Annotated in this window: 21 protein-coding genes; 3 read left to right on the top strand and 18 right to left on the bottom strand. The window is 74.2% G+C overall.

Translation table 11 applies throughout. The features are described from left to right. Positions 1-60: 60 nt before the first annotated feature. The 8 genes from ACI789_RS19230 to uvrC all read right to left on the bottom strand — a co-directional run bounded on the left by ACI789_RS19230 (position 61) and on the right by uvrC (position 10,318). Entirely contained in the window at positions 61-1,857 is a 1,797-nt protein-coding gene (locus tag ACI789_RS19230; protein ID WP_457010970.1) for an ABC transporter substrate-binding protein, read from the bottom strand. A gap of 30 nt (positions 1,858-1,887) precedes the next feature. Then, complete coding sequence (gene tpiA / locus ACI789_RS19225) at positions 1,888-2,697, bottom strand: triose-phosphate isomerase (RefSeq protein WP_457010969.1); 810 nt, start codon at positions 2,695-2,697, stop codon at positions 1,888-1,890. Then, complete coding sequence (locus ACI789_RS19220; RefSeq protein ID WP_457010968.1) at positions 2,697-3,902, bottom strand: phosphoglycerate kinase; 1,206 nt, start codon at positions 3,900-3,902, stop codon at positions 2,697-2,699. The genes tpiA and ACI789_RS19220 overlap by 1 nt, the downstream gene beginning before the upstream one ends. Before the next feature lie 8 nt (positions 3,903-3,910). Further along, positions 3,911-4,918: a type I glyceraldehyde-3-phosphate dehydrogenase gene (gap, locus tag ACI789_RS19215; protein ID WP_456917266.1), complete on the bottom strand. Its 1,008-nt coding sequence runs from the start codon at positions 4,916-4,918 to the stop codon at positions 3,911-3,913. A gap of 279 nt (positions 4,919-5,197) precedes the next feature. Continuing rightward, positions 5,198-6,178, bottom strand: coding sequence for a DNA-binding protein WhiA (gene whiA, locus ACI789_RS19210; protein WP_457010967.1), 981 nt, complete (start codon positions 6,176-6,178; stop codon positions 5,198-5,200). Positions 6,179-6,306: 128 nt separating this feature from the next. Beyond that, complete coding sequence (locus ACI789_RS19205; protein WP_457010966.1) at positions 6,307-7,284, bottom strand: gluconeogenesis factor YvcK family protein; 978 nt, start codon at positions 7,282-7,284, stop codon at positions 6,307-6,309. Positions 7,285-7,292: 8 nt separating this feature from the next. Continuing rightward, on the bottom strand, positions 7,293-8,288 hold the full coding sequence (rapZ, locus tag ACI789_RS19200; protein WP_457010965.1) for an RNase adapter RapZ: 996 nt from the start codon (positions 8,286-8,288) through the stop codon (positions 7,293-7,295). After that, a complete protein-coding gene (gene uvrC / locus ACI789_RS19195) occupies positions 8,285-10,318 on the bottom strand; it encodes an excinuclease ABC subunit UvrC (protein WP_457010964.1) in 2,034 nt (677 codons plus the stop codon). The genes rapZ and uvrC overlap by 4 nt, the downstream gene beginning before the upstream one ends. Positions 10,319-10,595: 277 nt before the next feature. Here uvrC and ACI789_RS19190 point away from each other — a divergent pair, with 277 nt between their 5' ends. Further along, positions 10,596-11,471 carry an alpha/beta fold hydrolase gene (locus tag ACI789_RS19190; RefSeq protein ID WP_457010963.1) on the top strand — a complete coding sequence of 292 codons (876 nt, stop codon included), beginning with the start codon at positions 10,596-10,598 and terminating at the stop codon, positions 11,469-11,471. 26 nt (positions 11,472-11,497) lie between these two features. Then, complete coding sequence (locus ACI789_RS19185) at positions 11,498-12,403, top strand: alpha/beta fold hydrolase (RefSeq protein WP_457010962.1); 906 nt, start codon at positions 11,498-11,500, stop codon at positions 12,401-12,403. Between the two features lie 3 nt (positions 12,404-12,406). Here ACI789_RS19185 and ACI789_RS19180 read toward each other — a convergent pair whose 3' ends face one another. The 9 genes from ACI789_RS19180 to ACI789_RS19140 form a co-directional block, all read right to left on the bottom strand. Further along, positions 12,407-13,327, bottom strand: a complete 921-nt coding sequence (locus ACI789_RS19180) for an alpha/beta fold hydrolase (RefSeq protein WP_457010961.1) — start codon at positions 13,325-13,327, stop codon at positions 12,407-12,409. A gap of 13 nt (positions 13,328-13,340) precedes the next feature. Further along, positions 13,341-13,751, bottom strand: a complete 411-nt coding sequence (locus tag ACI789_RS19175) for a universal stress protein (protein WP_457010960.1) — start codon at positions 13,749-13,751, stop codon at positions 13,341-13,343. Continuing rightward, positions 13,752-15,317: a tripartite tricarboxylate transporter permease gene (locus ACI789_RS19170; protein WP_456917258.1), complete on the bottom strand. Its 1,566-nt coding sequence runs from the start codon at positions 15,315-15,317 to the stop codon at positions 13,752-13,754. Then, entirely contained in the window at positions 15,318-15,863 is a 546-nt protein-coding gene (locus tag ACI789_RS19165) for a tripartite tricarboxylate transporter TctB family protein (protein WP_457010959.1), read from the bottom strand. After that, positions 15,860-16,849 carry a Bug family tripartite tricarboxylate transporter substrate binding protein gene (locus tag ACI789_RS19160; protein WP_457010958.1) on the bottom strand — a complete coding sequence of 330 codons (990 nt, stop codon included), beginning with the start codon at positions 16,847-16,849 and terminating at the stop codon, positions 15,860-15,862. The genes ACI789_RS19165 and ACI789_RS19160 overlap by 4 nt, the downstream gene beginning before the upstream one ends. Before the next feature lie 175 nt (positions 16,850-17,024). After that, a complete protein-coding gene (locus ACI789_RS19155) occupies positions 17,025-17,345 on the bottom strand; it encodes a hypothetical protein (RefSeq protein ID WP_456917255.1) in 321 nt (106 codons plus the stop codon). A gap of 170 nt (positions 17,346-17,515) precedes the next feature. After that, positions 17,516-18,352 (bottom strand): VOC family protein, encoded by an 837-nt coding sequence (locus ACI789_RS19150; protein ID WP_457010957.1) that lies wholly within the window; start codon positions 18,350-18,352, stop codon positions 17,516-17,518. A 133-nt stretch (positions 18,353-18,485) separates the two neighbouring features. Then, a complete protein-coding gene (gene uvrA / locus ACI789_RS19145) occupies positions 18,486-21,377 on the bottom strand; it encodes an excinuclease ABC subunit UvrA (protein ID WP_456917254.1) in 2,892 nt (963 codons plus the stop codon). Positions 21,378-21,512: 135 nt separating this feature from the next. Beyond that, positions 21,513-23,009, bottom strand: a complete 1,497-nt coding sequence (locus ACI789_RS19140) for an amidase (RefSeq protein WP_457010956.1) — start codon at positions 23,007-23,009, stop codon at positions 21,513-21,515. 48 nt (positions 23,010-23,057) lie between these two features. On the opposite strand from ACI789_RS19140, the gene ACI789_RS19135 reads away from it, so the two are divergent. Further along, positions 23,058-23,726: an MBL fold metallo-hydrolase gene (locus ACI789_RS19135; protein ID WP_457010955.1), complete on the top strand. Its 669-nt coding sequence runs from the start codon at positions 23,058-23,060 to the stop codon at positions 23,724-23,726. A 126-nt stretch (positions 23,727-23,852) separates the two neighbouring features. Here the strand turns inward: ACI789_RS19135 and ACI789_RS19130 are convergent, their stop codons facing one another. Next, positions 23,853-24,728: a DeoR/GlpR family DNA-binding transcription regulator gene (locus ACI789_RS19130; RefSeq protein ID WP_457010954.1), complete on the bottom strand. Its 876-nt coding sequence runs from the start codon at positions 24,726-24,728 to the stop codon at positions 23,853-23,855. Between the last annotated feature and the right edge of the window lie 97 nt (positions 24,729-24,825).

The raw sequence follows: 24,825 nt of genomic DNA, 5'->3' as shown, positions 1-24,825 counted from the left end.
GCGGGTCCCGGCCGACACGACCCGGACGGGTCCCCGACCGCGGTCAGCGGACCGTCTCTGTCAGCGGACGCCGGCGGTCGCGACGTCGTAGCCGCTGTAGGCGGTCATCACCACGCCGTTGCGCAGCCGCTGACCGGCGAGCAGCTGCACCCGGCCCTCGGCCAGCGGCACGTACGCGCTCGTGGCCGTGGCCGCGGCGGCGACGTCCCGCCAGGCGGCACGGGCCTCCTGCGCGTCGCCGGTCGCGCGGGCGGTGTCGATCAGCCCGTTCAGCTCCGGGTCGGCGAGCCGCGCGAAGTTGGTGTTCCCGACCGGGCTCACCGAGCGCCCGTCGACGAGCGGCACGAGGAAGGAGCCGGGGGTCGGGAAGTCCGCCGTCCAGGTGGCCAGGACGATCCCGAAGCCCTGGGCCGCGACGTTGTCGGGGTTGCCGACGTCGGTGGCGTAGAAGCTGGGGGCGGCCAGCGGCCGGACCTCGGCCTCGATGCCGACCTCGGCCAGCTGGCCGGCGACCTCGTCGGCCACGGCCACGCTGCTGGCGGCGTCCGGGACGGCCAGCACGGTGCTGAACCCGTCGGGCTGCCCGCAGGCCTGGAGGTGCTCGCGCGCGGCAGCCGGGTCGGGCGCGGGGTCGCCGTCCTCGGGGCCGCCGTCGAGCCCGCGGGGCCACAGCTGGGAGGTCCGCACCGCGTTGACCGACCCGCCGAGGACCTCCTGCACCGCGCGGCGGTCCACGGCCGCGGCCACCGCGGCGCGGCAGTCCGGGTCGTCGAGCGGCGCGACGTTCGTCGGCAGCGCCAGCAGCCGCACCACGCCGCTGGTCACCTCGTCCACCCGGTCGGTCACCGGCACCTCGCCGCCGGTCCCCTCCGCCAGTCGTGCCTGGGTGGCGGCCTGCACGCCGGTCCCGGAGACGTCGACGTCCGCCGACCCGGCCAGCAGGGCCTGGTCGCGCTCGACGCCGCTCAGCCCGGTGCGGACGACGACCTGGTCGGGCAGCGCGGTGCGGACGTCGTCGGTCGCCGGGTCCCACTCGGGGTTCCGGTCGAGCACGATGCCGGTGACCGCGTCGACACTGGTGATCGCGTACGGGCCGGAGGAGACCGGATCCCCGCCGTAGTCGGCGCCGCGGTCGTTCTCGATCGGCACGGGGCTGCTCGACGGCAGGGCCATGACGTACGGGAAGTCCGGCTGCTGGCTGCGCAGGCGGAAGGTGATCGTCCGGTCGTCGGGCGTCTCGATCGCGGCCAGGCCCAGCTTCTCGGGCGACTCGTCCTGGTACGGGCCGGCGTAGGGGTTGCCCGGGTCGTCCAGCAGCTCGACGACGTGGGTGGGCCCGCCCACCACCACGTCCGAGGCGAACGAGCGCTCGATGCCGTACTTGACGTCCCGCGAGGTGATGGCCCGGCCGTTCTCGAACCGGGTCCCGTCGCGGAGGGTGAACGTCCAGGTGGTGCCGCCGTCGGGGGTGGTGCCGAGGTCGGTGGCGAGGTCGGGCACCAGCTCGTCGGTGCGCCCGGGCTCGGTGGAGTACGTCACCAGCGTGCGGGTGTAGAGCCGCATGAGGTTCCACACGCCCGGCAGGTAGGAGCGCTGCGGGTCGAGGTTGTCGATCTCGCCGGCGACCACCCGCAGCGTGCCGCCGGTGGCGTCGGAGGCGGACCGGACGCCGGTGAGACCGGCGTCCGGTCCGTCGCCCTGCACGGGGACCCCCGAGGTGTCCCCCGAGCCACTGCTGCAGCTCACGGCGGCGCCGACGACCAGGGCGACGGCGCCGGCGATGGCCGCCACCCGGCCGCGGGTGCCGCGGGCCCAGGCCGGGCCCCGCCCCGCCGGTCCCTGCTGCGTGCTTTCCACTACCGCTCCCCGCCTCGCCGGCGGCGGCGGTCAGCTGCCGTCGGCTGCTGTCCGACAGATCTGCGCGAACTCGTCGGCGTCCAGGCTGGCGCCACCGACGAGCGCGCCGTCGACGTCCGGCCCGGCCAGGATCCCGGCCGTGTTCGCGGCCTTCACCGACCCGCCATAGAGGATACGGACCACCGCGGCCGTCTCCGGACCGAAACGCTCGGCGAGCCGTGACCGAAGGGCACCGCACACCTCCTGAGCGTCCTCGGGGGTGGCCACCTCGCCGGTTCCGATCGCCCACACCGGCTCGTAGGCGATCACGATGGAGCGCACCTGCTCGTCGGGCAGGCCCTCGAGCGCGGCGTCCAGCTGCGTGGTGCAGTGCGGCACGTGCTGCCCGGCCTTGCGGACGTCGAGCCCCTCCCCCACGCAGAGGATCGGCACCAGGCCGTGCCGCAGGGCGGCCTGCACCTTGGCGGCCACCAGCGCGTCGTCCTCACCGTGCAGCGCGCGCCGTTCGGAGTGCCCGACCACGACGTAGGTGCAGGCCAGGGAGGCCAGCATCGCGCCGCTGACCTCGCCGGTGTACGCGCCGGAGTCGTGGACCGAGAGGTCCTGCGCCCCGTAACCGACCTCCAGCTTGTCGCCGGCGACCAGCGTCTGGACGCTGCGTAGCGCGGTGAACGGCGGCAGGACGACGACCTCGGCCGCCTCGAGCTCGGGCTCCTTGAGCGAGAAGACGAGCTTCTGCACCAGGCCGATGGCCTCGAGGTGGGTGAGGTTCATCTTCCAGTTGCCGGCGATGAGGGGACGTCGTCCCTCCCGCCGGACCGGCGTGCCCTTCCGTGCCATCACTCGCCCTCTCGGTCGGCCAGCACCGCGAGGCCCGGCAGCTCCCGGCCCTCGAGGTACTCCAGCGACGCGCCGCCGCCGGTGCTGATGTGCCCGTAGGCGGTCTCGTCGAGGCCCAGCTGGCGCACCGCGGCCGCGGAGTCGCCGCCCCCGACCACGGACAGCCCGGCCACGGCGGCGACCGCCTCGGCCACGCCGCGGGTGCCCGCCTGGAACGGCGCGAGCTCGAAGACGCCCATCGGACCGTTCCAGAACACGGTGCGCGCCCCGCCCAGCTCCCGGCCGAACGCCTCGACCGTCCGCGGGCCGACGTCCAGGCCCATCTGGTCGTCGGGGATCGCGTCGACGCCGACCGTGGTGGTGGGGGCGTCGGCGCTGAACTCCGGCGCGCACACCACGTCGAGCGGCAGCACGATCCGGTCCCCGGCCTCGGCCAGCAGCCGGCGGCAGGTGTCGACCTGGTCGGTCTCCAGCAGGGACTTGCCCACGCCGTGCCCCTGGGCGGCCAGGAAGGTGAAGCACATCCCGCCGCCGACCAGCAGTCGGTCGACCTTGGGCAGCAGCGCCTCGATGACGGCGAGCTTGTCGCTGACCTTCGAGCCGCCCAGCACGACCACGTAGGGCCGCTCCGGGTCCTGCGTCAGGCGGGTCAGGACGTCGAGCTCCTGGGCGACCAGCCGGCCGGCGACGTGCGGCAGCCGCTGGGCGACGTCGTACACCGAGGCGTGCTTGCGGTGCACCGCGCCGAAGGCGTCGTCGACGTAGACGTCGGCGAGGGCGGCCAGCCGGTCGGCCAGCGCACCTCGCTCGGCGTCGTCCTTCGACGTCTCGGCCGCCTCGAACCGGACGTTCTCCAGCAGCAGGACGTCGCCGTCGCCGAGCGCCGCGGCCCGGGCCTGCGCGTCCTCGCCGGCCACGTCGGCGGCCAGCGGGACGTCGGCGCCCAGCAGCTCCCCCAGCCGCTCGGCGACCGGGGCCAGGGAGTACTGCGGGTCCGGCGCGCCCTTGGGCCGGCCGAGGTGCGCGGCGACGACCACCCGGGCGCCACCGTCCCGCAGCGCCTGCAGGGTGGGCAGGCTGGCGCGGATCCGGCCGTCGTCGGTGATCGCGCGGGTGCCCTTGTCCAGGGGGACGTTCAGGTCGGCGCGCACGAGCACGCGCCGACCTGAGACCCCCTCGGCGAGCAGGTCGTCGAGGCTGCGCATCGTCGCCGTCAGAGGGAACGGCCGACGAGCTCGACGGAGTCGACGAGGCGGTTGGAGTAGCCCCACTCGTTGTCGTACCAGCCGAGCACCTTGGCCATCGGGCCGAACACCTTGGTCAGCTTCGCGTCGTAGATGCACGACGACGGGTCGGTGACGATGTCGGAGGAGACGATCGGCGCGTCGGTGTAGCGCAGGTAGCCGGCCAGCGGGCCGGAGGCGGCGGCCTCGCGGTAGGCGGCGTCGATCTCCTCGGCCGAGGCCTCGCGGGAGAGCTGGACGGTGAGGTCGGTGGCCGAGCCGGTGGGCACCGGGACACGGACGGCGTACCCGTCGAGCTTGCCCTGGAGCTCGGGCAGGACCAGGCCGATCGCCTTCGCGGCGCCGGTCGAGGTCGGCACCATGTTCAGCGCGGCGGCGCGGGCGCGGCGGAGGTCCTTGTGCGGGCCGTCCTGCAGGTTCTGGTCGGCGGTGTAGGCGTGGATGGTGGTCATCAGGCCGCGCTCGATGCCGAACGCGTCGTTGAGGACCTTCGCCAGCGGCGCCAGGCAGTTCGTGGTGCAGGAGGCGTTGCTGATGATCGTCTGCGAGCCGTCGTACTTGTCGTGGTTGACGCCCATGACGATCGTGAGGTCGTCGCCGGTGGCCGGCGCGGAGATGACGACCTTCTTCGCCCCGCCCTTGTCGACGTGCTTGCGCGCGTCGTCGGCCTTGGTGAAGAAGCCGGTGGACTCCACGACCACGTCGACGCCGAGGTCGCCCCACGGCAGGTTGGCCGGGTCGCGCTCGGAGAGCACCTTGACGGTGGCCCCACCGACCTTGATGCCCTCGCCGTCGGCGGCGACGTCCTCGGGGAACGTGCCGAGGATGCTGTCGTACTTGAGCAGGTGCGCCAGGACCTCGGGGCTGGTGAGGTCGTTGACCGCCACGATCTCGACGTCCTTGCCGCTGGCCGCGGCGGCCCGGTAGAAGTTGCGGCCGATCCGGCCGAATCCGTTGATGCCCACCCGTACGGTCACTGCAGACCTCCGCTGTCGGTCGACGACTGTCACTCGGGGGCCGCGTCGTCGCGGCCTCGCCCCGTGCAGACCCTAGCGGTCCCCGACCGACCGTGACCCGGGCCACAGGGAGCCGGCCCGGGCCACGCCGCGAGCCTGGGCGCACCGGAACGGCCTCCCTGCAGGGCCCCGCCGCGGCCCCGTCCAGAGGCTCGTCGCGAGCCTGGTGACGCGCTGGAACGGCCTCCCTGCAGGGACCCGCGCCTGCGCCTGCGAGGCGTGGGGGGCAGGGAGGTCCTACTACTGGGTGAGCATGTCCTCGGTGACGACGGACTCGGTGTCGGGGATGCCGAGGTCCTTGGCCCGCTTGTCGGCCATCGCGAGCAGGCGACGGATCCGGCCGGCGACGGCGTCCTTGGTCATCGGCGGGTCGGCCCGCTGACCGAGCTCCTCCAGCGACGCCTGCCCGTGCTCCAGCCGCAGCCGACCGGCGATGAGCAGGTGCTCGGGGGCGTCGCCGTTGAGGATCTCCAGGGCGCGCTCCACCCGGGCACTGGCGGCGACGGCGGCCCGCGCCGAGCGGCGAAGGTTGGCGTCGTCGAAGTTGGCCAGCCGGTTGGCCGTGGCCCGGACCTCGCGGCGCATCCGCCGCTCCTCCCAGGCCAGGACGGCGTCGTGGGCGCCCATGCGGGTCAGCAGCGCGCTGATCGCGTCGCCGTCCCGGACCACCACGCGGTCGGCGCCGCGCACCTCCCGGGCCTTGGCGGCGATGCCGAGCCGCCGTGCCGCGCCCACCAGCGCCATCGCGGCCTCCGGGCCGGGGCAGGTGACCTCCAGTGACGACGAGCGCCCCGGCTCGGTCAGCGACCCGTGGGCGAGGAAGGCACCGCGCCAGGCGGCCTCGGCGTCGTTGATGCTGCCGGAGACCACCGCCGGCGGCAGGCCGCGCACCGGACGCCCGCGCTGGTCGACCAGCCCGGTCTGGCGGGCCAGGCCCTCGCCGTGCTTGGCGATGCGGACCAGGTAGCGCACCCCGCGGCGGATGTTGCCGCCGGCGAGCACGCTGACGCCGCTGGTGTAGCCGTAGACCTCGCTGATGTCGCGTCGGAGCCGGCGGGCGACGGATCCGGTGTCGAGCTCGGCCTCGATGACCACCCGGCCACCGACGATGTGCAGCCCACCGCTGAAGCGCAGCAGGGCGGTGACCTCCGCCTTGCGCTCGGAGGTCTTGGTGCACTCCACCCGAGACAGCTCGTCCTTGACCATGGCCGTCATCGCCATGCCGTCCACCCCCACGTTCCCCCGGGGTTACCAGGCCCCATGTGCGACGTCCCCTCTTCTCCCCCTCGTACCGGTGCCGGTACCGAAGGGTCCGGTACCCGGCGCCGGATTTCCATGCCCGTTGGGCCCTAGCGCACCGCCACCGCCGGCCTCAACGCCGCCGCGAGGCGGCCCGGGTCGTGGCGCGGTGACCCGTCGGGTGCGGCGACGGGAGCCAGGACGAGCTCCGCACCGCACTCGCGGACTGCAGAAAGGAGACCACAGCGGTCAACAACCGAGTCGACATCCGCGATCACCGTGTGCAGCGCCACCCCGCCCAGATGGCTGCGCAGCACCGTGAGGTGCTCCTCCGGCGAGAAGCCGTCGGTCTCCCCCGGTTGCGGTTCCAGGTTCAGCACGACCACCACCCGAGCCCTGCTCGCCTCGAGGGCGGCCCGCAGCCGCGGCACCAGCAGGTGCGGCAGCACGGAGGTGTACCAGGACCCGGGCCCCAGCGACACCACGTCGGCCGCCGCGATGGCCTCGAGGACGGCGCCGTTCACCGGCGGGTCCGGCGGCGAGACGATGATGTCGCGCACCCGGCCCGGCGTGGACGCGATCGCGACCTGGCCGCGGATGGTGCGGGTGCGCGACGGGTCGTCCGGGTCGGTGCTCTCCACCCGGGCGACGAGGTCGAGCGGGACGTCGGCCATCGGCAGCACCCGCCCGCGGGCGCCCAGCAGGCGGCACAGGTCGTCCAGGGCCGCCACGGCGTCGCCGCTGTGCAGCTCGGTGAGCCCGGTGAGCACCAGGTTGCCGACGGGGTGCCCGGCGAGCACGCCGGTGCCGCCGAACCGGTGCTGCAGCAGCGCGGCCATGCGGCGGGTGTCCGCGGCGTCGCCGGCCAGGGCCGCGAGGGCCATGCGCAGGTCGCCGGGCGGCAGGACCGGCATCTCCCGGCGGATCCGGCCCGAGGACCCGCCGTCGTCGGCCACCGTCACCACCGCGGTCAGCTCGGTGGTGAGCTGCCGCCACGCGCCGAGGGCCGCGGCCAGGCCGTGGCCGCCGCCGAAGGCGACCACCCGCAGCGGGCGGTCGAGCGCGGGGACCCGCGGCTCGGTCTCCACGGCCCCCACTACTCGCGGCCCAGGTCGCGGTGCTGGACGGTGGTGGCGATCCCCTCCGCGGTCAGCCGGCGGGCGAACTCCTCGGCGATCGCCACGCTGCGGTGCTTGCCGCCGGTGCAGCCGACGGCGAGGGTCAGGTAGCGCTTGCCCTCGCGCCGGTAGCCGGGGATGAGCAGCCGCAGCACGTCGGAGTAGCGGTCGAGGAACGGGCGGGCGTCGTCCTGGCCGAGGACGTAGTCGCGGACGTCGGCGTCCTGCCCGGTGTGCGCGCGCAGCTCGGGCAGCCAGTGCGGGTTGGGCAGGAACCGGGCGTCCACGACGAGGTCGGCGTCCAGCGGCAGTCCGTACTTGAAGCCGAAGCTGAGCACCGTGGCGGTCAGCGGCGGGAGCTGCCCCTCGTGCGCGAACGCCTTCTCCAGCGTGGCGCGCAGCTGGTGGACGTTGAGGTCGCTGGTGTCGACCCACAGGTCGGCCTCGCCGGCGATCCCGGTGAGCAGCGCGCGCTCGGCGGAGATGCCGTCGATCAGCGTGCCGTCGCCCTGCAGCGGGTGCTCGCGGCGCACCGACTCGTACCGGCGCACCAGCACCTCGTCGCGGGCGTGCACGTAGACCACCCGCGGGCGGTGGCCGGCCTCGGCCAGCACCCGGATGGCCTCCTGCAGGTCGCTGGAGAAGGCCCGGCTGCGGACGTCGACCACGGCCGCGAAGCGGCGCAGGTCGCCGCGGGCGCCGAGCTCCACCATCGGCAGGAGCAGCGCCGGCGGCAGGTTGTCGACGACGAAGAAGCCGAGGTCCTCCAGCACCCGGCCGGCGCTGTTCTTGCCGGCGCCGGACAGGCCGGTGACGACGACGACGTCCAGCGGCTGGGTCTCGGTGGACGCCGGGTCGATGGGCGGCGGGACGTCGGTGTGCGGGTGACCCGGGGTCCCCGGGGGCGTCCCGAGGGGGCCGTGCGGGCGGGTCACCTCGTCGCGGGAGCTGGTCAGTTCGGTGCCCCCGCTCACGAGGCCACAAGCCCGACCTCGGCGGTGGCCCCGGCGCCCGACTGCGGGGCGCCCCGTTCGGCGGGGCCGGCCGGGGCGGTCGTCGTCTCCACGACGTCGTCGGCCGGTGGCGAGTCCGGAGCCGGTTCGGCCACCGCCGCCTGCACCGCCTCCGCCGTGCGCCGGCCGATGCCGGGGACGGCCATCAGCTCCTCGACGGTCGCGGCCCGCAGCCGCTTGAGGGACCCGAACTGCTTCATCAGCGCCTTCCGCCGCGACTCCCCGAGACCGGGGACGTCGTCCAACAGGGAGACCAGCATGCTGGTGGACCGCTTCTGCCGGTGGTAGGTGATCGCGAACCGGTGTGCCTCGTCGCGCACCCGCTGGAGCAGGTACAGCGCCTCGGAGGTGCGCGGCAGGATCACCGGGTCGCTCTCGCCGGGCAGCCACACCTCCTCCATGCGCTTGGCCAGCCCGCACACGGCGACGTCGACGACGCCGAGCTCGTCGAGGGACTTCGCGGCCGCGGCCACCTGCGGGGCGCCGCCGTCCACGACCAGCAGGTTCGGCGGGTAGGCGAACCGGCGCGGCCGGCCCTCCTCCGCGGCGACCCCCTGCTCGTCCTTGCGGTCCTGCTCCTCCTTGAGGTGCCGGGCGAACCGCCGGCGCACCACCTCGGCCATGGCCGCGGTGTCGTCGGTTCCGTTGGTGACGCTGAACCGGCGGTAGTCGGACTTCTTGGCCAGGCCGTCCTCGAACACCACCATCGACGCCACCACGTTGGTGCCCTGGACGTGCGAGACGTCCATGCACTCGATCCGCAGCGGCGCGTCGGGCAGCTCCAGGGCCTCCTGCAGCTCCTGCAGCGCCAGCGAGCGGGCGGTGAGGTCGCTGGACCGCTTCACCCGGTGCCGGGCGAACGCCTCCTTGGCGTTGCGCTCGACGGTCTCCAGCAGGGCCCGCTTGTCGCCGCGCTGCGGCACCCGCAGCGACACCCGGGACCCGCGCAGCTCGCTGAGCAGCTCCTCGTACACGTCGGCGTCCTGGGGCAGCTCGGGGACGAGCACCTCCTTGGGCACCGTCTCCCCCGACTCGACCGCGCCGGTCTGCTCGTCGACCCCGCCGTAGACCTGCAGCAGGAACTGCTCGACCAGCTCGCCGGTGGTGACCTCCTCGACCTTGTCGACGATCCAGCCGCGCTGGCCGCGGACCCGCCCGCCGCGGACGTGGAAGACCTGCACGGAGGCCTCCAGCTCGTCCTGCGCGAAGGCGACGACGTCGGCGTCGGTGCCGTCCCCGAGGACGACGGCCTGCTTCTCCAACGCCCGCTTGAGCGCGCCCAGGTCGTCGCGCAGCCGGGCGGCCTTCTCGTACTCCATCGCCTCGGCGGCCTCGGCCATCTCCCGCTCGAGGCGCTTGACCATCGAGTCGGTGCGGCCGGCCATGAAGTCGCAGAAGTCGTCGACGATGGCGCGGTGCTCCTCGGCCGACACCCGGCCCACGCACGGCGCTGCGCACTTGCCGATGTAGCCGAGCAGGCAGGGCCGGCCGATCTGCCCGGCGCGCTTGAAGACGCCGTTGGAGCAGGTCCGGGCCGGGAAGACGCGGGTCAGGGTGTCGAGGGTCTCCCGGATCGCCCAGGCGTGCGCGTAGGGCCCGAAGTAGCGGACGCCCTTCTTCTTCGGCCCGCGCATCACCTGCAGCCGCGGGTACTCCTCGTTGAGGGTGACCGCCAGCGACGGGTAGCTCTTGTCGTCGCGGTAGCGGACGTTGAACCGCGGGTCGAACTCCTTGATCCAGTTGTACTCGAGCTGGAGGGCCTCGACCTCGGTGCCGACGACGGTCCACTCGACGCTGGCCGCCGTCGTCACCATCTGCCGCGTGCGCGGGTGCAGGCCCGCGACGTCGGCGAAGTAGCTGTTCAGCCGCTGCCGGAGGTTCTTGGCCTTGCCGACGTAGACGACCCGCCCGTTGGGGTCGCGGAACTTGTAGACCCCGGGGTCCTCCGGGATGCTGCCGACCGCCGGTCGGTAGGTGGACGGGTCGGGCATGGCCTCCAGGTTAGGTGGGGTGGACGACGGTCCGCCGTCCGCGGGGCGTGGATGTGGCCACTGGGACGACATCGGTGTGATTCCCCGGGGACCTCCGCCTCTGGCCCGGGCGCCGGGCCGCGGTCCAGCCTCGGTCCCGGTCCGGTCGTCCTCCGCGGGGGTGCGCCCACGGGTCGACGCAGGGACGTCCGCGGCGCGGAGTCCGCGGTGCGCCCGGCACCTCGGCCTCGGTACGCACGAGCACACGCGGTGGGACACGGCTGAGAGGACGGCGGCGATGGGCGCACACATCCGCGTCGGCGACCTGGACGTCTGGACCGAGCAGGTCGGCCGGGGCGCCGACGTCCTGCTCATCGGCGGCGCCGGCGACACGGTCGAGTCGTGGCAGTTCCAGCTCGACGGGCTGGCCGACCGCTACCGGTTGACCGCGTTCGACAACCGCGGGGCCGGGCGGACGGCGATGCCGCCCGGCCCGGTGAGCGTGGCGACCATGGCCGACGACGCGGCCGGCGTCCTCGACGGCCTCGGCATCGCGTCCGCCCACGTGGCGGGGTTCTCCGGGGGCAGCATCGTGGCCCAGGACCTGGCGGTGCGCCGTCCCGACCTGGTCCGCAGCCTGGTGCTGCAGAGCACCTGGGCCGTGCCCGACGTGTACCTCCGGTCGTGGATGCGGTTCGTCCAGTGGCTGGTCGAGGTCGCCCCGAGCGAGCGGGCCTTCCTGGAGGGGTTCTTCCTGGACATCTACACCGCCCGGGCGCACGAGGACGGCACCGTCGCCGCGTTCATCGAGGACGTGCTCGCCTTCCCCCACAAGCAGACGGCCGACGACCTGCGGCGCTACCTGGACGCGTTCGCCGACGACGACACCCGGGACCGCCCGTCCCGGATCGCCGTGCCGACGCTCGTCCTGGCCGGCGGCGTCGACTCCACCGCCCGGACACTGGGCGGGGCCGTCGCCGAGGCGATCCCCGGCGCCCAGTTCGAGGTCTGGGCCACCGAGTGCCACCAGCCGTTCCAGGAGGTCCCCGACCGCTGGAACACCCGCGTCGACGAGTTCTGGCAGCAGGTCGAGGCCGGCGCGACCCCCAGCCCGCGAGCGGCCCCGGACCGGGCGACTCCCGACCGTCCACCGGAGGCCGCCGGCCGGGGGTGACGACGTCCGCACGAGAGGAGCGCGTCATGGGTGGGCACGTCCGCGCGGGCGCCCTCGACGTCTGGGTGGAGCAGGTCGGCGAGGGCCCCGACGTCCTGCTCATCGGCGGTCTCGGGGACACCGTCGAGTCGTGGCGGTTCCAGCTCGACGGGCTGGCCGACCGCTACCGGCTCACCGCGTTCGACAACCGGGGTGCGGGGCGGACGGCGATGCCCAACGGCCCGACGAGCGTCGGCGAGATGGCCGACGACGCCGCCGCGGTGCTGGACGCGCTCGGCATCGGCTCGGCGCACGTGGCGGGCTTCTCCGGCGGGGCGAAGATCGCCCAGGAACTGGCGCTGCGCCGTCCCGACGTGGTGCGCAGCCTGGTGCTGCAGAGCACCTGGGCGGCCATGGACCCCTACCTGCAGAAGTGGGTGCGGTTCATCCGCTGGCTGGTCGAGGCGGTCCCCGACGAGCGGGCGTTCCTGGATGCCTTCTTCCTGGTGATCTACACGCCCCGCGCGCACGACGACGGCACGGTCGAGGCGTTCATCGACGAGGTCCTCGCCTTCCCGCACAAGCAGTCGCCCGAGGTGGTCCAGCGGCACCTGGACGCCTTCGCCGCCCACGACACCACCGCGAGGCTGCCGCAGGTCAGCGCCCCGACCCTCGTGCTCGCCGGCGGGATCGACATGACCGCGCGGCCGGAGCTGGGCCAGGTCGTCGCCGACCTGGTCCCCCGGGCCGTCTTCGAGGTCTGGGCCACCGAGTCGCACCAGCCGTTCCAGGAGGTGCCGGAGCGGTGGAACGCCCGCGTCGACGCGTTCTGGCGGGAGGTCGCGGCCGCCGAGGCGCCGCTGCCCCGCGCGGCCGCCGACGACGAGCCCCGCGCCGCCGACGACCAGCGGTTCTCCCCCGACCGCCCACCGGCCGTCCGCCCGGCCGGATGAGGGTCAGTCGCCGATCCGGGCGTCGAGCCAGGCCAGCAGGTGGCCGGTCACCTCGTCCCGGTTGGTCTCGTTGAACACCTCGTGTCGCGCGTCCGGGTAGACGTGCAGCTCCACGGGCAGGCCGCGGTCGCGCAGCAGGTCGGCGAGGGCGGTCACCTGGGCGGCGTCGACCCCGCCGACCGGGTCCCGCTGCCCGGCCAGCAGCAGCACCGGCAGGCCGTCGGCCAGCCGGGCGACCGCCTCGGGGGTCGCCGAGCGGACGGCGAGACCGAAGACGCCGGCCGCGTAGCCGGTGGTCAGCGGCATCCGGTCCCCGCAGAGCGGGTCGGCGAGGTAGGCGTCGACCTCGGCGGGGTCCCGCGACAGCCAGTCGAACGGGGTGCGCGCCGGCTCGAAGGGCTGGTTGAACGCGCCCAGGGCGTCCAGCGGCACGTCCCCGGCGCCGGCGGCCGTCGACGCCTCCAGGGCGGTGACCGCCTCGGCCAGGTGCGGCGCGACGCCGACCGGTCCGGAGAGCACCAGGCCGGCGAGGTCCCCGCGCTCCTCCTCCGCGGCGGCCAGCGCGACGATCGAGCCCATCGAGTGGCCGAGCAGCACGGTCGGCAGGCCGGGGTGCTCACCGGCGGCGACCGCGGCCAGCGCCCGCACGTCGGCCAGCAGGGCGTCGGGGCCGGCGGCACCGAAGCGGCCGGGGCCGGTCGACTCCGCCGTCCGGCCGTGGCCGCGCAGGTCGAGGGCGTACACCGCCAGACCGCGCGCGGTGAGGGCCCGGGCCAGCCGGCCGTACCGCCCGGAGTGCTCGGAGGCGCCGTGCACGACCAGGACGGTGCCCCGGAGGGCGCCCTCCGGCAGCCAGCGCCGGTACACCAGCCGGATGCCGTCCGTGGTCTCCAGCAGCCGCAGGTCCTCGTCGGTCGCCGTCATCGCCTCGTCCCCGTCACGTCGCCTCCCCGGGTGGGCCCTTCACCGCCAGGACCGGGCAGTCGACGTCCAGCAGGATCCGCTGGGCGGCGCTGCCCATGAGCAGCTTGCCCACCGCGGACCGCCGGCGCAGCCCGATGACCAGCAGCTCGGCGCCGGTCTCGGTGACCACCGCGGACAGCTCCTCGGCGACGTCCCGGCCCACCGGCTGGCGCACCTCGAAGGGCACGCCGGACACCGTCAGGTCGGCGTGCAGCTGCCGCAGCCGGTCGCCGAACAGGAACTCCTCGTCGACGAGCGCGTCCCCGCGGGAGCTGTTGACGACCACCAGCCGGGCCGCCCGTCGCTCGGCCTCCACGACCGCGTGCTCCAGCGCGGCCCGTCCCCGCGGGTTCGGGACGACCCCCACGACCACGACCCCGCCCACCTAGTCCTCCCATCCCTCGCGGTTGGCCGCCGCGTGCTCGCGATGCCGGAGCCCCTCGCCGTGCTGCAGCTCCTCCGGCGTCGATCGGCGGCCGCGGACGACGCGCAGCACGATCGGCACCACCAGCGCCAGCAGTGCGAGGAACAGCACGACCCGGCTGAACCAGGTCTCGACCAGGACGCTCAGGTCGCCGCCGCTGATCGCCAGCGCGCGGCGCAGGTTGGTCTCGGCGACCGGGCCGAGGATCAGCCCGATGACCGCCGGCGCCACCGGCCAGCCGTAGCGCCGCATGGCGAAGCCGAGGAAGCCGAGCACGAGGAGCAGCACGAGGTCCAGCGGGTCGGCGTTGACCGCGTAGGAGCCGAGGGAGGCGAACAGCAGGATCCCCGCGTACAGGTAGGGCCGCGGGATGCGCAGCAGCTTCACCCACAGCCCGGCCAGCGGGAGGTTGAGCACCAGCAGCATCGTGTTGCCGATGAACAGCGCCGCGATGAGCGTCCACACCAGGGTGGACTCCGTGGTCAGCAGCGTCGGGCCGGGCTGGATGCCGTACCCCTGGAAGGCGGCCAGCAGGATCGCGGCGGTCGCCGAGGTGGGCAGCCCGAGGGTGAGCAGCGGGACGAGGACGCCGGCGGCCGCGGCGTTGTTGGCCGCCTCCGGCCCGGCGACGCCCTCGATGGCGCCGCGGCCGAACTCCTCGGGGTGCCGGGTCAGCTTCCGCTCGGTGGCGTAGGACAGGAACGTCGGGATCTCCGCCCCGCCTGCCGGCATCGCCCCGAGGGGGAAGCCGAGCGCCGTCCCGCGCAACCACGGCTTCCACGACCGGCGCAGGTCCTCGCCGGTGAGGTACCGCCCGGACGCCGGCATGACCTCCACCGGCCCGCGGCGCAGCCGGGAGGCGACGTAGAGCGCCTCCCCGACGGCGAACAGCGCCACCGCGACCACGACGACGTCGATCCCGTCGGACAGCTGCGGGATGCCGAGGGTGAACCGCTCCTGCCCGGTGAGGACGTCGGTGCCGACCAGCCCCAGGTACAGCCCGACGCCCAGCGACGCCAGCCCGCGCAGCGGCGAGGCGCCCAGGACGGTGGACACCGCGACGAAGGCCAGGACGGCGAGGGCGAAGTAGTCGGCCGCGGTGATCCCGATGGCCAGGTCGACGATGGTGGGCGCGAGCAGCGCGAGCAGCAGGGTGGCGATCGTGCCCGCGACGAAGGAGCCGATCGCCGCCGTGGCCAGGGCCGCGGCACCCCGGCCGGCCTTGGCCATCCGGTTGCCCTCGAGCGCGGTCATGATCGAGCTGGCCTCGCCGGGGGTGTTGAGCAGGATCGACGTCGTCGACCCGCCGTACATGCCGCCGTAGTAGATGCCGGCGAACATGATGAACGCGCTGACCGGCTCCAGCACGTAGGTGATCGGCAGCAGCAGGGCGACGGTCATCGCGGGCCCGATGCCGGGCAGGACGCCGACCGCCGTCCCCAGCAGGACGCCGATGAAGGCGAACAGCAGGTTGACCGGCGTCAGCGCGTCGGCGAAGCCGGCGGCGAGGTCGCTGAGGGCGTCCATCTAGAACCAGCTCGTCGCCAGCTCGAGCAGGACCCCGCCGGGCAGCGCCACGTTCAACGCCTTGACGAAGACGATCCACACCACCACGGAGGTGACCCCACCGGCGATCAGGGGCCGGACGATCCCCCGCGCGCCCAGCGCCCAGGCGACCGTGCCGAACATCAGGGTCACCGCGAGCGGCCAGCCGACGACGTTGATCAGGAGGGCGTGGGCGAGGAACGCGACCGCGATGATGCCGACCGCCCGCCACGACGTGCCGGCGGTCGGGTCGACGTCCTCGCTCTCGTCGGCGGGACCGCGGTCGCCGCGGAACACGCGGTACCCCAGCGCCAGCGCGGTGACGATGACCAGGCCACCGACCAGGTAGGGGAAGAACCGCGGCCCGACGGCGTTCGTCGAGCCGGGGACGGCGATCGTCCCGGCGTCGACGACGAGGTAGACGCCGAGCAGGCCCAGCAGCACGGTCATGGCCAGCTCGCCGTTGCTGCGCCCGCGCGGCTCCTCCACGGGCGCCGTCGCGGGCGGGCGGTCGGCGGCCGTGCTCACTGGATCAGTCCGATCTGCACCAGGATCTCGCGCACCCGGGCCTCCTCCTCGGCGAGGAACCCGCCGTAGTCGTCGCCGGTCAGCAGCAGGTCGTCCCAGCCGTTGTTGGCCAGGGCCTCGGCCCACTCGTCGCTGTCGTGCATGTCGACGACCAGGGCGGTGAGGTCGTCACGGGCGGTGGCGGTCATGCCGGGGCGCGCCATGACCCCGCGCCAGTTGGACAGCTCGACGTCGAATCCCGACTCCACCAGCGTCGGGACGTCGGGCACCTGGTCGCTGCGCTCGGCGGTGGAGACCGCCAGCCCCTTGAGGTCCCCGGAGGCGACCTGCGGGCCGTAGTCGGCGGTGCCCGAGATCCCGGCGGTGACCTGGCCGCCGAGCAGGGCGGACAGCGACTCGCCGCCGCCCGAGTAGGGGATGTAGTTGATCTGCCCCGGGTCGACGCCGGCGGCCTGGGCCAGCAGTCCGGCGAGGATCTGGTCGGTCCCGCCGGCCGACCCGCCGGCGATCGGGGTGTTCGCGGGGTCGGCCTTCCACACCTCGACGAACCCGGCGACGTCGTCGAAGGGGGCGTCCGGCGGGGCGACGATGAGCTCGGTCTCGCCGATCAGCCGGGCGATCGGCGTGACGTCGGTGAGCCGGGTGGTGGAGTCGTTGGTGTCGACGGCGCCCACCATGACCAGGCCCATCATCATCAGCAGCGCGTCGTCGTCCTCGCGGGCGAGCTGGCCGAGCCCGATGACGCCGCCGGCGCCCTCGACGTTGAAGACCTGCACGTTGCGCGCCAGGCCGCTGCTCTGGATGGCGCGTTGCATGACGCGGGCGGTGGTGTCCCACCCGCCTCCCGGGCTGGCCGGCGCCATGATCCGCAGCCGGGAGAGGTCACCGGGCTGGACGACGGTGCCCGCGCAGCCGGCCAGCGATCCGAGCGCACCGAGCGCCGGCGCGGCCACCAGGCCGGCGAGGAACGACCTGCGCGTGAGCACGGCGACCCACCTCCGCGACCGTGTGAGGACGGTCACGTGCACCATAGGCCCCCTGCCGCTGAGCAGCAGGACCGTGCCGCGACGGGTCCGCCGAACGGCGTCCGGTCAGCGCGGCGGGCCGGTGCGCGGCGAGCCGGTCAGCGCGGTGCGCCGGCCGGTCGACGCGGCGTGCCGGTCACCCCGCCGGACGCGACCGCCGCCCCGCCGCGGCCCAGCGCGCGGAGGCGGCCACCGCGGGCGCGGCCCGGCGGGTGAGCCGGACGGCGCGGCGCCCCAGTGCCAGGGCGGAGAGCAGCGCGACCCCGCCGGCGAGGACGCTCAGCACGCCCGGCACCGTCTCCGCGGTGGCGACGAGCGCGCCGGCGACGAGCAGCGCGAGCAGGACCGCCGTGGACCGGCCGCGCGAGCCGCCACGATCGCCGGGGAACGACCCCGTGCCCACGGGCGACCCGCAGTTCGACAGATCCGGGTCGCAGTCGGGCGTGAGCCCGCTCATCGCAGGGTGCCGTTCTGGTGCAGGACAGCGCCCATGCGCGTCTCCTCCTCGGGGCCCCGTGTCCGACGGCGTGATGTCCGTCACACCGACAGTACGGCGACGGCCACTCATTGCTCAAGGGGAGGCACGTCGGCCGCCGTCCGCCTGGGATGGCGGCGGCCTCGTGGGCGCTACCGGTCGCCGTCGGGCGGGGTGAACTGGCTGACGGTGAACTCGGCACCCTGGGGGTCCCGCAGCAGCGCGTGGCGCGTCCACGTGTCGTCCCCGGACCGCAGCACCGCCGCGCCCAGCCGCTCCGCGGTGGCCACGCTCTCGTCCCGATCGGCCACGGTGAAGGTGACGTGCCAGCGGGCCGGTTCCCCGGCCGGCAGCACCCGCAGGCCGCCGATCACGTCGGCGAACCCGGGCGGAGCCGACGCCTGCCGCTCGTGGATGCCCGGATCCACGGTGGCGGCGAGGTGGTCGCCGTACCCGGGGACCTGGATCATCGTGCCCGCCCCCTGCGCCATGTCGACGACCACCCAGCCGAACAGCGGCGCGTAGAAGGCCACCGCGGCGTCCCGGCCGGGCGTGAGCAGGTCGCTGGAGTTCCAGGTCCCCGGCGTGTTGGTCAGCTGCGCGCCGAGCCGGCGGCGGGCCTGCCAGAGCCGGAACCCGGCGCCGGCCGGATCGGTGCAGGTGGCGGTGCGGCCGCCGGGGCCCGCGTCCTCGGGCCCCGCGGTCACCGTCCCGCCGAGCCGGACCACGGCGGCTGCGGCGGCGTCGGCGTCGTCCACGGCGACGTAGGTGTTCCACGCCGCGGTGCCCGCGGGCGCCGGATCGATCGCGGCGACGTCCCGACCGCCGAGGGTGGCGATCAGGTACGTCCCCGGTGCCCCCGCCGGGACCGCGTCGGTGAACGTCCAGCCGAAGAGACCGCCGTAGAAGCGGGCGGCCGCGGCCGGGTCCGGCTGCTCCGTGTCGATCCAGCACGTCACCCCGTGCGGATAGGTCCGCTGCTCGGTCACGCCACCACCTCCGGCACCGGTCGTCGTCGCGGCGACGCTAGCGGCGGGTGGTGACGGTTCCCCGGGGACGGCGCGACGCGGCGGGAGTGGCCGGGTGCCCGGCCACTCCCGCCGGGCACCCGGCCGGCGCGCCTCAGCTGGCCTTCTTGCGCGCCCGCTTCTTCGGGGCGGCGGCCGCCGCGACGGCATCGGGGTCGAGCATCGGCACCAGGTACCGGCCGGTGTGGCTCTCGGGGATCGTGGCGACGAACTCCGGGGGCCCCTCGGCGACGACCGTGCCGCCGCGGAAGCCGCCCTCCGGGCCCATGTCGATCAGCCAGTCGGCGCTCTTGATGACGTCGAGGTTGTGCTCGATGACGATCACCGAGTTGCCCTTGTCGACCAGGCCCTGCAGGACCAGCAGCAGCTTGCGGATGTCCTCGAAGTGCAGCCCGGTGGTGGGCTCGTCGAGGACGTAGATGCTGCGGCCGTTGCTGCGCTTCTGCAGCTCGCTGGCGAGCTTCACCCGCTGCGCCTCACCACCGGAGAGCGTGGTGGCCGGCTGGCCGAGCCGCACGTACCCCAGGCCGACGTCGGTCAGGGTGCGCAGGTACCGGGCGATCGCCGGGATGGCGGCGAAGAAGTCCGCGGCCTCCTCGATCGGCATGTCGAGGACCTCGGCGACCGTCTTGCCCTTGTAGTGGACCTCGAGGGTCTCCCGGTTGAACCGGGCGCCCTTGCACACCTCGCACGGGACGTAGACGTCCGGCAGGAAGTTCATCTCGATCTTCAGCGTGCCGTCGCCGGAACACGCCTCGCAGCGGCCGCCCTTGACGTTGAACGAGAACCGGCCGGGCTGGTAGCCGCGGATCTTGGCCTCGGACGTCTGGGCGAACAGCTTGCGGACGTGGTCCCAGACGCCGGTGTAGGTCGCCGGGTTCGACCGCGGGGTGCGGCCGATCGGCGACTGGTCGACGTGGACGACCTTGTCCAGCTGGTCGATCCCGGTGATGGTGCGGTGCCGGCCGGCCACCTGGCGCGCGCGGTTGAGCTGGTTGGCCAGCGTCGTGTACAGGATGTCGTTGACCAGCGTGGACTTGCCCGACCCGGACACCCCGGTGACCGCCACCAGGCAGCCCAGCGGGAAGGCGACGTCGATCCCGCGCAGGTTGTTCTCGCGGGCGCCCTTCACCACCAGCTCGCGACCGGGGGTGGGCTGGCGGCGCACCTGCGGCACCGCGATCTCCTTGCGGCCGGACAGGTACGCGCCCGTGAGGGACCGCTCGCTGGCCAGCAGGTCGGCGACGGTGCCGCTGACGATCACCTCGCCGCCGTGCTCACCGGCGCCGGGCCCGATGTCGACCACCCAGTCGGCGGTCTTGATCGTGTCCTCGTCGTGCTCGACGACGATGAGCGTGTTGCCCATGTCGCGCAGCCGCACGAGCGTCTCGATCAGCCGGGTGTTGTCCCGCTGGTGCAGCCCGATCGACGGCTCGTCGAGGACGTAGAGGACGCCGACCAGCCCGGAGCCGATCTGCGTGGCCAGCCGGATCCGCTGCGCCTCACCGCCGGCGAGGGTGGCCGCCGGCCGGTCGAGGGACAGGTAGTCCAGGCCGACGTCGACGAGGAAGGACAGCCGCGCCTGGATCTCCCGCAGCACGCGGTCGGCGATCGCCTTCTCCCGCTCCCCCAGCTCCAGCGCGCCCAGCCACTGCGCGGCCTCGCCGATGGAGAGGCTGGTGACCTCGGCGATCGAGCGGCCGCCCAGCTTGACGGCGAGGATCTCCGGCTTGAGCCGGGTGCCGTGGCAGACGGGACAGGGCACGTCGCGCATGTAGCCCTCGTACTTGTCCCGCATGTAGTCGCTGTCGGTGTCCTCGTGCCGCCGCTCGAGGAAGGGCAGCACGCCCTCGAACGCGGCGTAGTAGCTGCGCTCGCGGCCGTAGCGGTTCTTGTAGCGGACGTGCACCTGGTCCGGCGAGCCGTGCAGGATCGCCTTCTGCACCTTGGCGGGCAGCCGCTCCCACGGGTCGTCCATGGAGAAGCCCAGCTGCTGGGACAGGCCGGTGAGCAGCCGGGTGAAGTACTCGTTGCTCATCGAGGTCGACCACGGGGCGATCGCGCCCTGGGCCAGGCTCTTCTCCGGGTCGGGGACGACGAGCTCCGGGTCGACCTCCTTGCGGGTGCCGATGCCGGTGCACTCGGGACAGGCGCCGAACGGCGAGTTGAACGAGAACGACCGCGGCTCCAGGGCCTCGAACGACAGGCCGTCGTCGACGCAGGCGAGGTGCTCGGAGAAGGTCCGCTCGCGGTGCGGGTCGCCGTCGGGCAGGTCGACGAAGTCGAGGACGACGAGACCGCCGGCCAGGCCCAGCGCGGTCTCGACCGAGTCGGTGAGCCGGCGCTTGGCGCTCTCCTTGACGGTGAGCCGGTCGACGATCACCTCGATCGAGTGCTTCTCCTGCTTCTTCAGCTTCGGCGGCTCGGTGAGCTGGTGGACGACGCCGTCGACGCGCACCCGGGAGAAGCCCTGGGTCTGCAGGGAGCTGAACAGGTCGACGTACTCGCCCTTGCGGGCCCGGACGACGGGCGCGAGCACCTGGAACCGCGTGCCCTCCTCCATGGCGAGCACCTGGTCGACGATCTGCTGGGGCGTCTGCCGGGAGATCGGCTTGCCGCAGTTCGGGCAGTGCGGCTGCCCGGCGCGGGCGTACAGCAGCCGCAGGTAGTCGTAGACCTCGGTGATCGTGCCGACGGTCGACCGCGGGTTGCGGTTGGTCGACTTCTGGTCGATCGAGACGGCCGGCGAGAGGCCCTCGATGAAGTCGACGTCGGGCTTGTCCATCTGGCCGAGGAACTGCCGGGCGTAGGCCGACAGCGACTCGACGTACCGGCGCTGGCCCTCGGCGAAGATGGTGTCGAAGGCGAGGCTGGACTTCCCCGAGCCGGACAGCCCCGTGAAGACGATCAGCGCGTCGCGGGGCAGGTCGAGGTGGACGTCCTTGAGGTTGTGCTCACGGGCGCCGCGGACGACGAGACGGTCCAATGTGATCCCTGTCGGTCAGCCGGGCCGGCCGGTCACGCAGGCCCTCGGTGGAGATGTCGAGATGTCGATGTGCACAACGCCGTCACCGCCCGCGCGCAATCCGTGACGACGGCGACGTTGCTCCTCGCCGGGTGCTCAGACGGGAGCCGGGGAAGAGGCGCCGGCGGGGTCGAAGACCGGCGCGTGCCGGCGCCACGGCTGCCGCCGTTCCAGCTCTCCGGCCAGCCAGAGTAGTCGGCTCTCCGCTCCCGGGGGGCCGGCGATCTGGACCGACAGCGGGAGCCCGCCCGACCGCGTCCCGGCCGGCAGCACCAGTGCGGGCAGCCCGGCCAGGTTCCAGGCCGCCGTCCACGGCGCCCAGCGGGCGTTGGCTGTGACGTTGGCCATGAACGAGCGCTCGTGCCACGGCCGGGCCGGCAGCGGCGGGCCGGTGGTCACCGGGGTGACCACGACATCGAGGACCTCCCCGCCCCCCGGCCCTCGCAGGCTCGAGCCGGGCCCCTGCGCTGAGGCCTCCAGGCCGAAGAACCCCACCATCACCTCCCGGAACCGCTCGGCCGTGCCCGGCCGGACCAGGCCGGCGGCGCGGACGAGCCGGCCGATGCGGGCGTGGGTGCGGCTGCGTCGCTGCAGGTCGGCCAGGGGGATGCCGAGGTGCGCGGCGTCGTCGGCGGCGCCGGCCAGCCAGCGCGCGATCGTGCCGACGGCGGCCGAGGCCGGCACCGGAGGGTCGCGGCGGACCACCGTGTGCCCGGCCGCGACCAGCGCGGCGACGACCCGCTCCACCGCGGCGAGGGCTTCGGCGTCGGCCCGGACACCGGGCACCGGTGACCGGGTGGTCACCGCGACCCGCAGCGGCCGGCCGGGCGGCTCGAGGGGCGCCGGCTCCTCCCCCGCCATCACCGCGTGCGCCACGGCCAGGTCGGCCACGGTGGTCGCCAGCGCGCCGTTCTCGGCCATGCCCGACCAGTCGTCGGCGCCGATGCCGGCCGGCACGACCCCGCGGCCGGGTTTGAGCGCGACCAGCCCGCACGCGGCGGCGGGGAGGCGCAGCGAGCCCATCCCGTCGTTGCCGTGGGCGAGCGGCACGGCGCCCGACGCGACCGCCGCCGCGCTGCCTCCCGAACTGCCCGCCGGGGAGCGGGCGGTGTCCCAGGGGTTGCGGGTGACCGCACCGGGGCCGTCGGTGGAGGCGTAGAGGCACAGTTCGGGGGCGCGGGTGATGCCGACGACGACCGCGCCGGCTGCCCGCAGGCGGGCGACCACCGGGTGGTCCGCGGCGGCCGTGCGGCGCGGGCAGGCCGGGGAGCCGTCGGTGCAGGCCTCCCCCGCCACCGCGACGTTGTCCTTGACCGCGATCGGCACCCCGGCCAGGGGGAGCGCCGCGCGGCCGGGCGCGGCGTCGACGGCGGCGGCCTCGGCCAGCGCGGCCTCGCGGCGGACCACGCGGAAGGCGCCCACCCGGGGCTCCACCTCGTCGAGGTGGGCGAGGTGGGCCCGGACGACGTCGACCGCCGTCAGCTCCCCCGCCCGGACGCGCGCGGCGAGCTCGGTGGCCGGGAGGCCGACGACGCCGCTCCGACCAGCGACGCGATGCCGGGCACCGACCTCGAGACCTCCGCTAGCGTCCATGGCAGGACCGTATCCACGGTCGCCGACACTTCTCGAACGGAGTCTGGGATGAGCTCGGGGACCTACACCGGCGACGTCGAGGTCGGCGGGCCCGCCGACGTCCGGGAGCTGCCGGGGCTGACCATCAGCAAGATCGCCGTGAGCGAGATGGCGAACAACGCCTACCTGCTGCGCGACCAGGAGACCGGCGAGGCCCTGCTCGTGGACGCCGCCGCCGAGCCGGAGACGCTGCGCGCGTTCATCGGCGACGCCGACGTGCGCACCGTCGTCACCACCCACGGGCACTGGGACCACCACCGCGCCCTGCCGCAGGTCGTCGAGGCCACCGGCGCGACCACGGTCGCCCACCCCGCCGACGCCGACGACCTGCCGGTCCCCGTCGACCGGCCGGTGGAGCACGGCGACACCGTGACCGTGGGCAGCCAGACGCTGGAGGTCGTCCACCTGCGCGGGCACACGCCGGGCAGCATCGCGCTGGTCTGGCGCGGCCCGGGGGACGCCGGCACGCACGTGTTCACCGGCGACAGCCTCTTCCCGGGTGGGGTCGGCAACACCCAGCAGGACCCGCAGCGCTTCGCCAGCCTGATCGACGACGTCGAGCAGCGGCTGTTCGCCGTCCTGCCCGACGACGCCTGGGTCTACCCCGGCCATGGCAAGGACACCACGATCGGCGCCGAGCGCCCGCACCTGGGCGAGTGGCGGGCGCGCGGCTGGTAGCCGGTCGGGGTCGACTCCGAGGGCGCCGGCTTCCCTCGGCCGGGATCCGTCGCCGGCCGGCTCGTGGCGTTCGGGCGTGAGGTGGCCAAACCCCGTCCCGCTCGGATGCCCCCGTTCGGCGACCGGTCAGAACGCGACGGCGGGGGGCATCTGCTCGGCGGCATCGGCCTCCGCGACCAGGACCGTGACGCCCTTGTCCCGCAGTCGTGAGACGTCATCGGGTGACGTGGCCGCGTCGACGACGACCACGTCGAAGTCGGGGACGGCGATGTGCGCGTGCAGAGCCCGCTTGGTGAACTTGGAGTGGTCCACCATGAGGACGCGCTTGGCAGCTGACTCGAACATGGCCCGTTTGACGAGTGCCGCGTCGTGGTGCTGGTGGAAGCAGATGTCGTCGGTGATCGCCGGCGTGGACATGAAGAGGATGTCGGCGCGCAGCGAGCGCAGGGCGTCGAGCGTGACGCTGCCCATGTACGCGTCGCACCACTGATAGTGCTGGCCGCCCAGTGCGATCAGGGCGATCCCCGGGTGCCCGACGAGCTCCGTGATGGCGCGCTGGAAGTTCGTGATGACCGTCAGCGGCTGGCGCTGCGGCAGCATGTGGGCCAAGTGCAACCCGGTCGTCGAGTCGTCCAGGATGACCGCCTGGCCGGGTTCCACGAGGCTGAAGGCCACCCCCGCCAGCGCCTGCTTCTCCTGCCGGTTCTCCCGGTCCCTGTACTCCGGGCTCGACTCGAACAGGCTGGTGGCCACTGCGGTCACCACACCCCGCGACTTGCGCAGGATGCCACGGGCTTCGAGGGTGTCGAGGTCGCGGTGGACGGTCATGGTGCTCACACCGAAGCGCTCGGCGAGCTCCTCGATGCGCATCGATCCCGCGCTGAGCACCAGCTCGGTGATCGCGTCGTGCCGTTCGCTGGGGCGCAGGTGATGTGGGGCGCGGCTCCGATCGCTGCTCTCCGAGCCTGCTGACACCGAGTTCCTCCGGACAGGGTTGGACATGCGGGCCTCCACTCCCTACCACGCGATGGACGTCGGCACGAGCGACCGCTCTGCGTCAGACGGGAGTGGTGGGGGCCGGGATGCAGGCCCCCACCAC

The sequence above is a fragment of the Geodermatophilus sp. SYSU D00965 genome, assembly GCF_054050075.1.
This window is presented reverse-complemented; position numbering and strand designations above follow the sequence as displayed.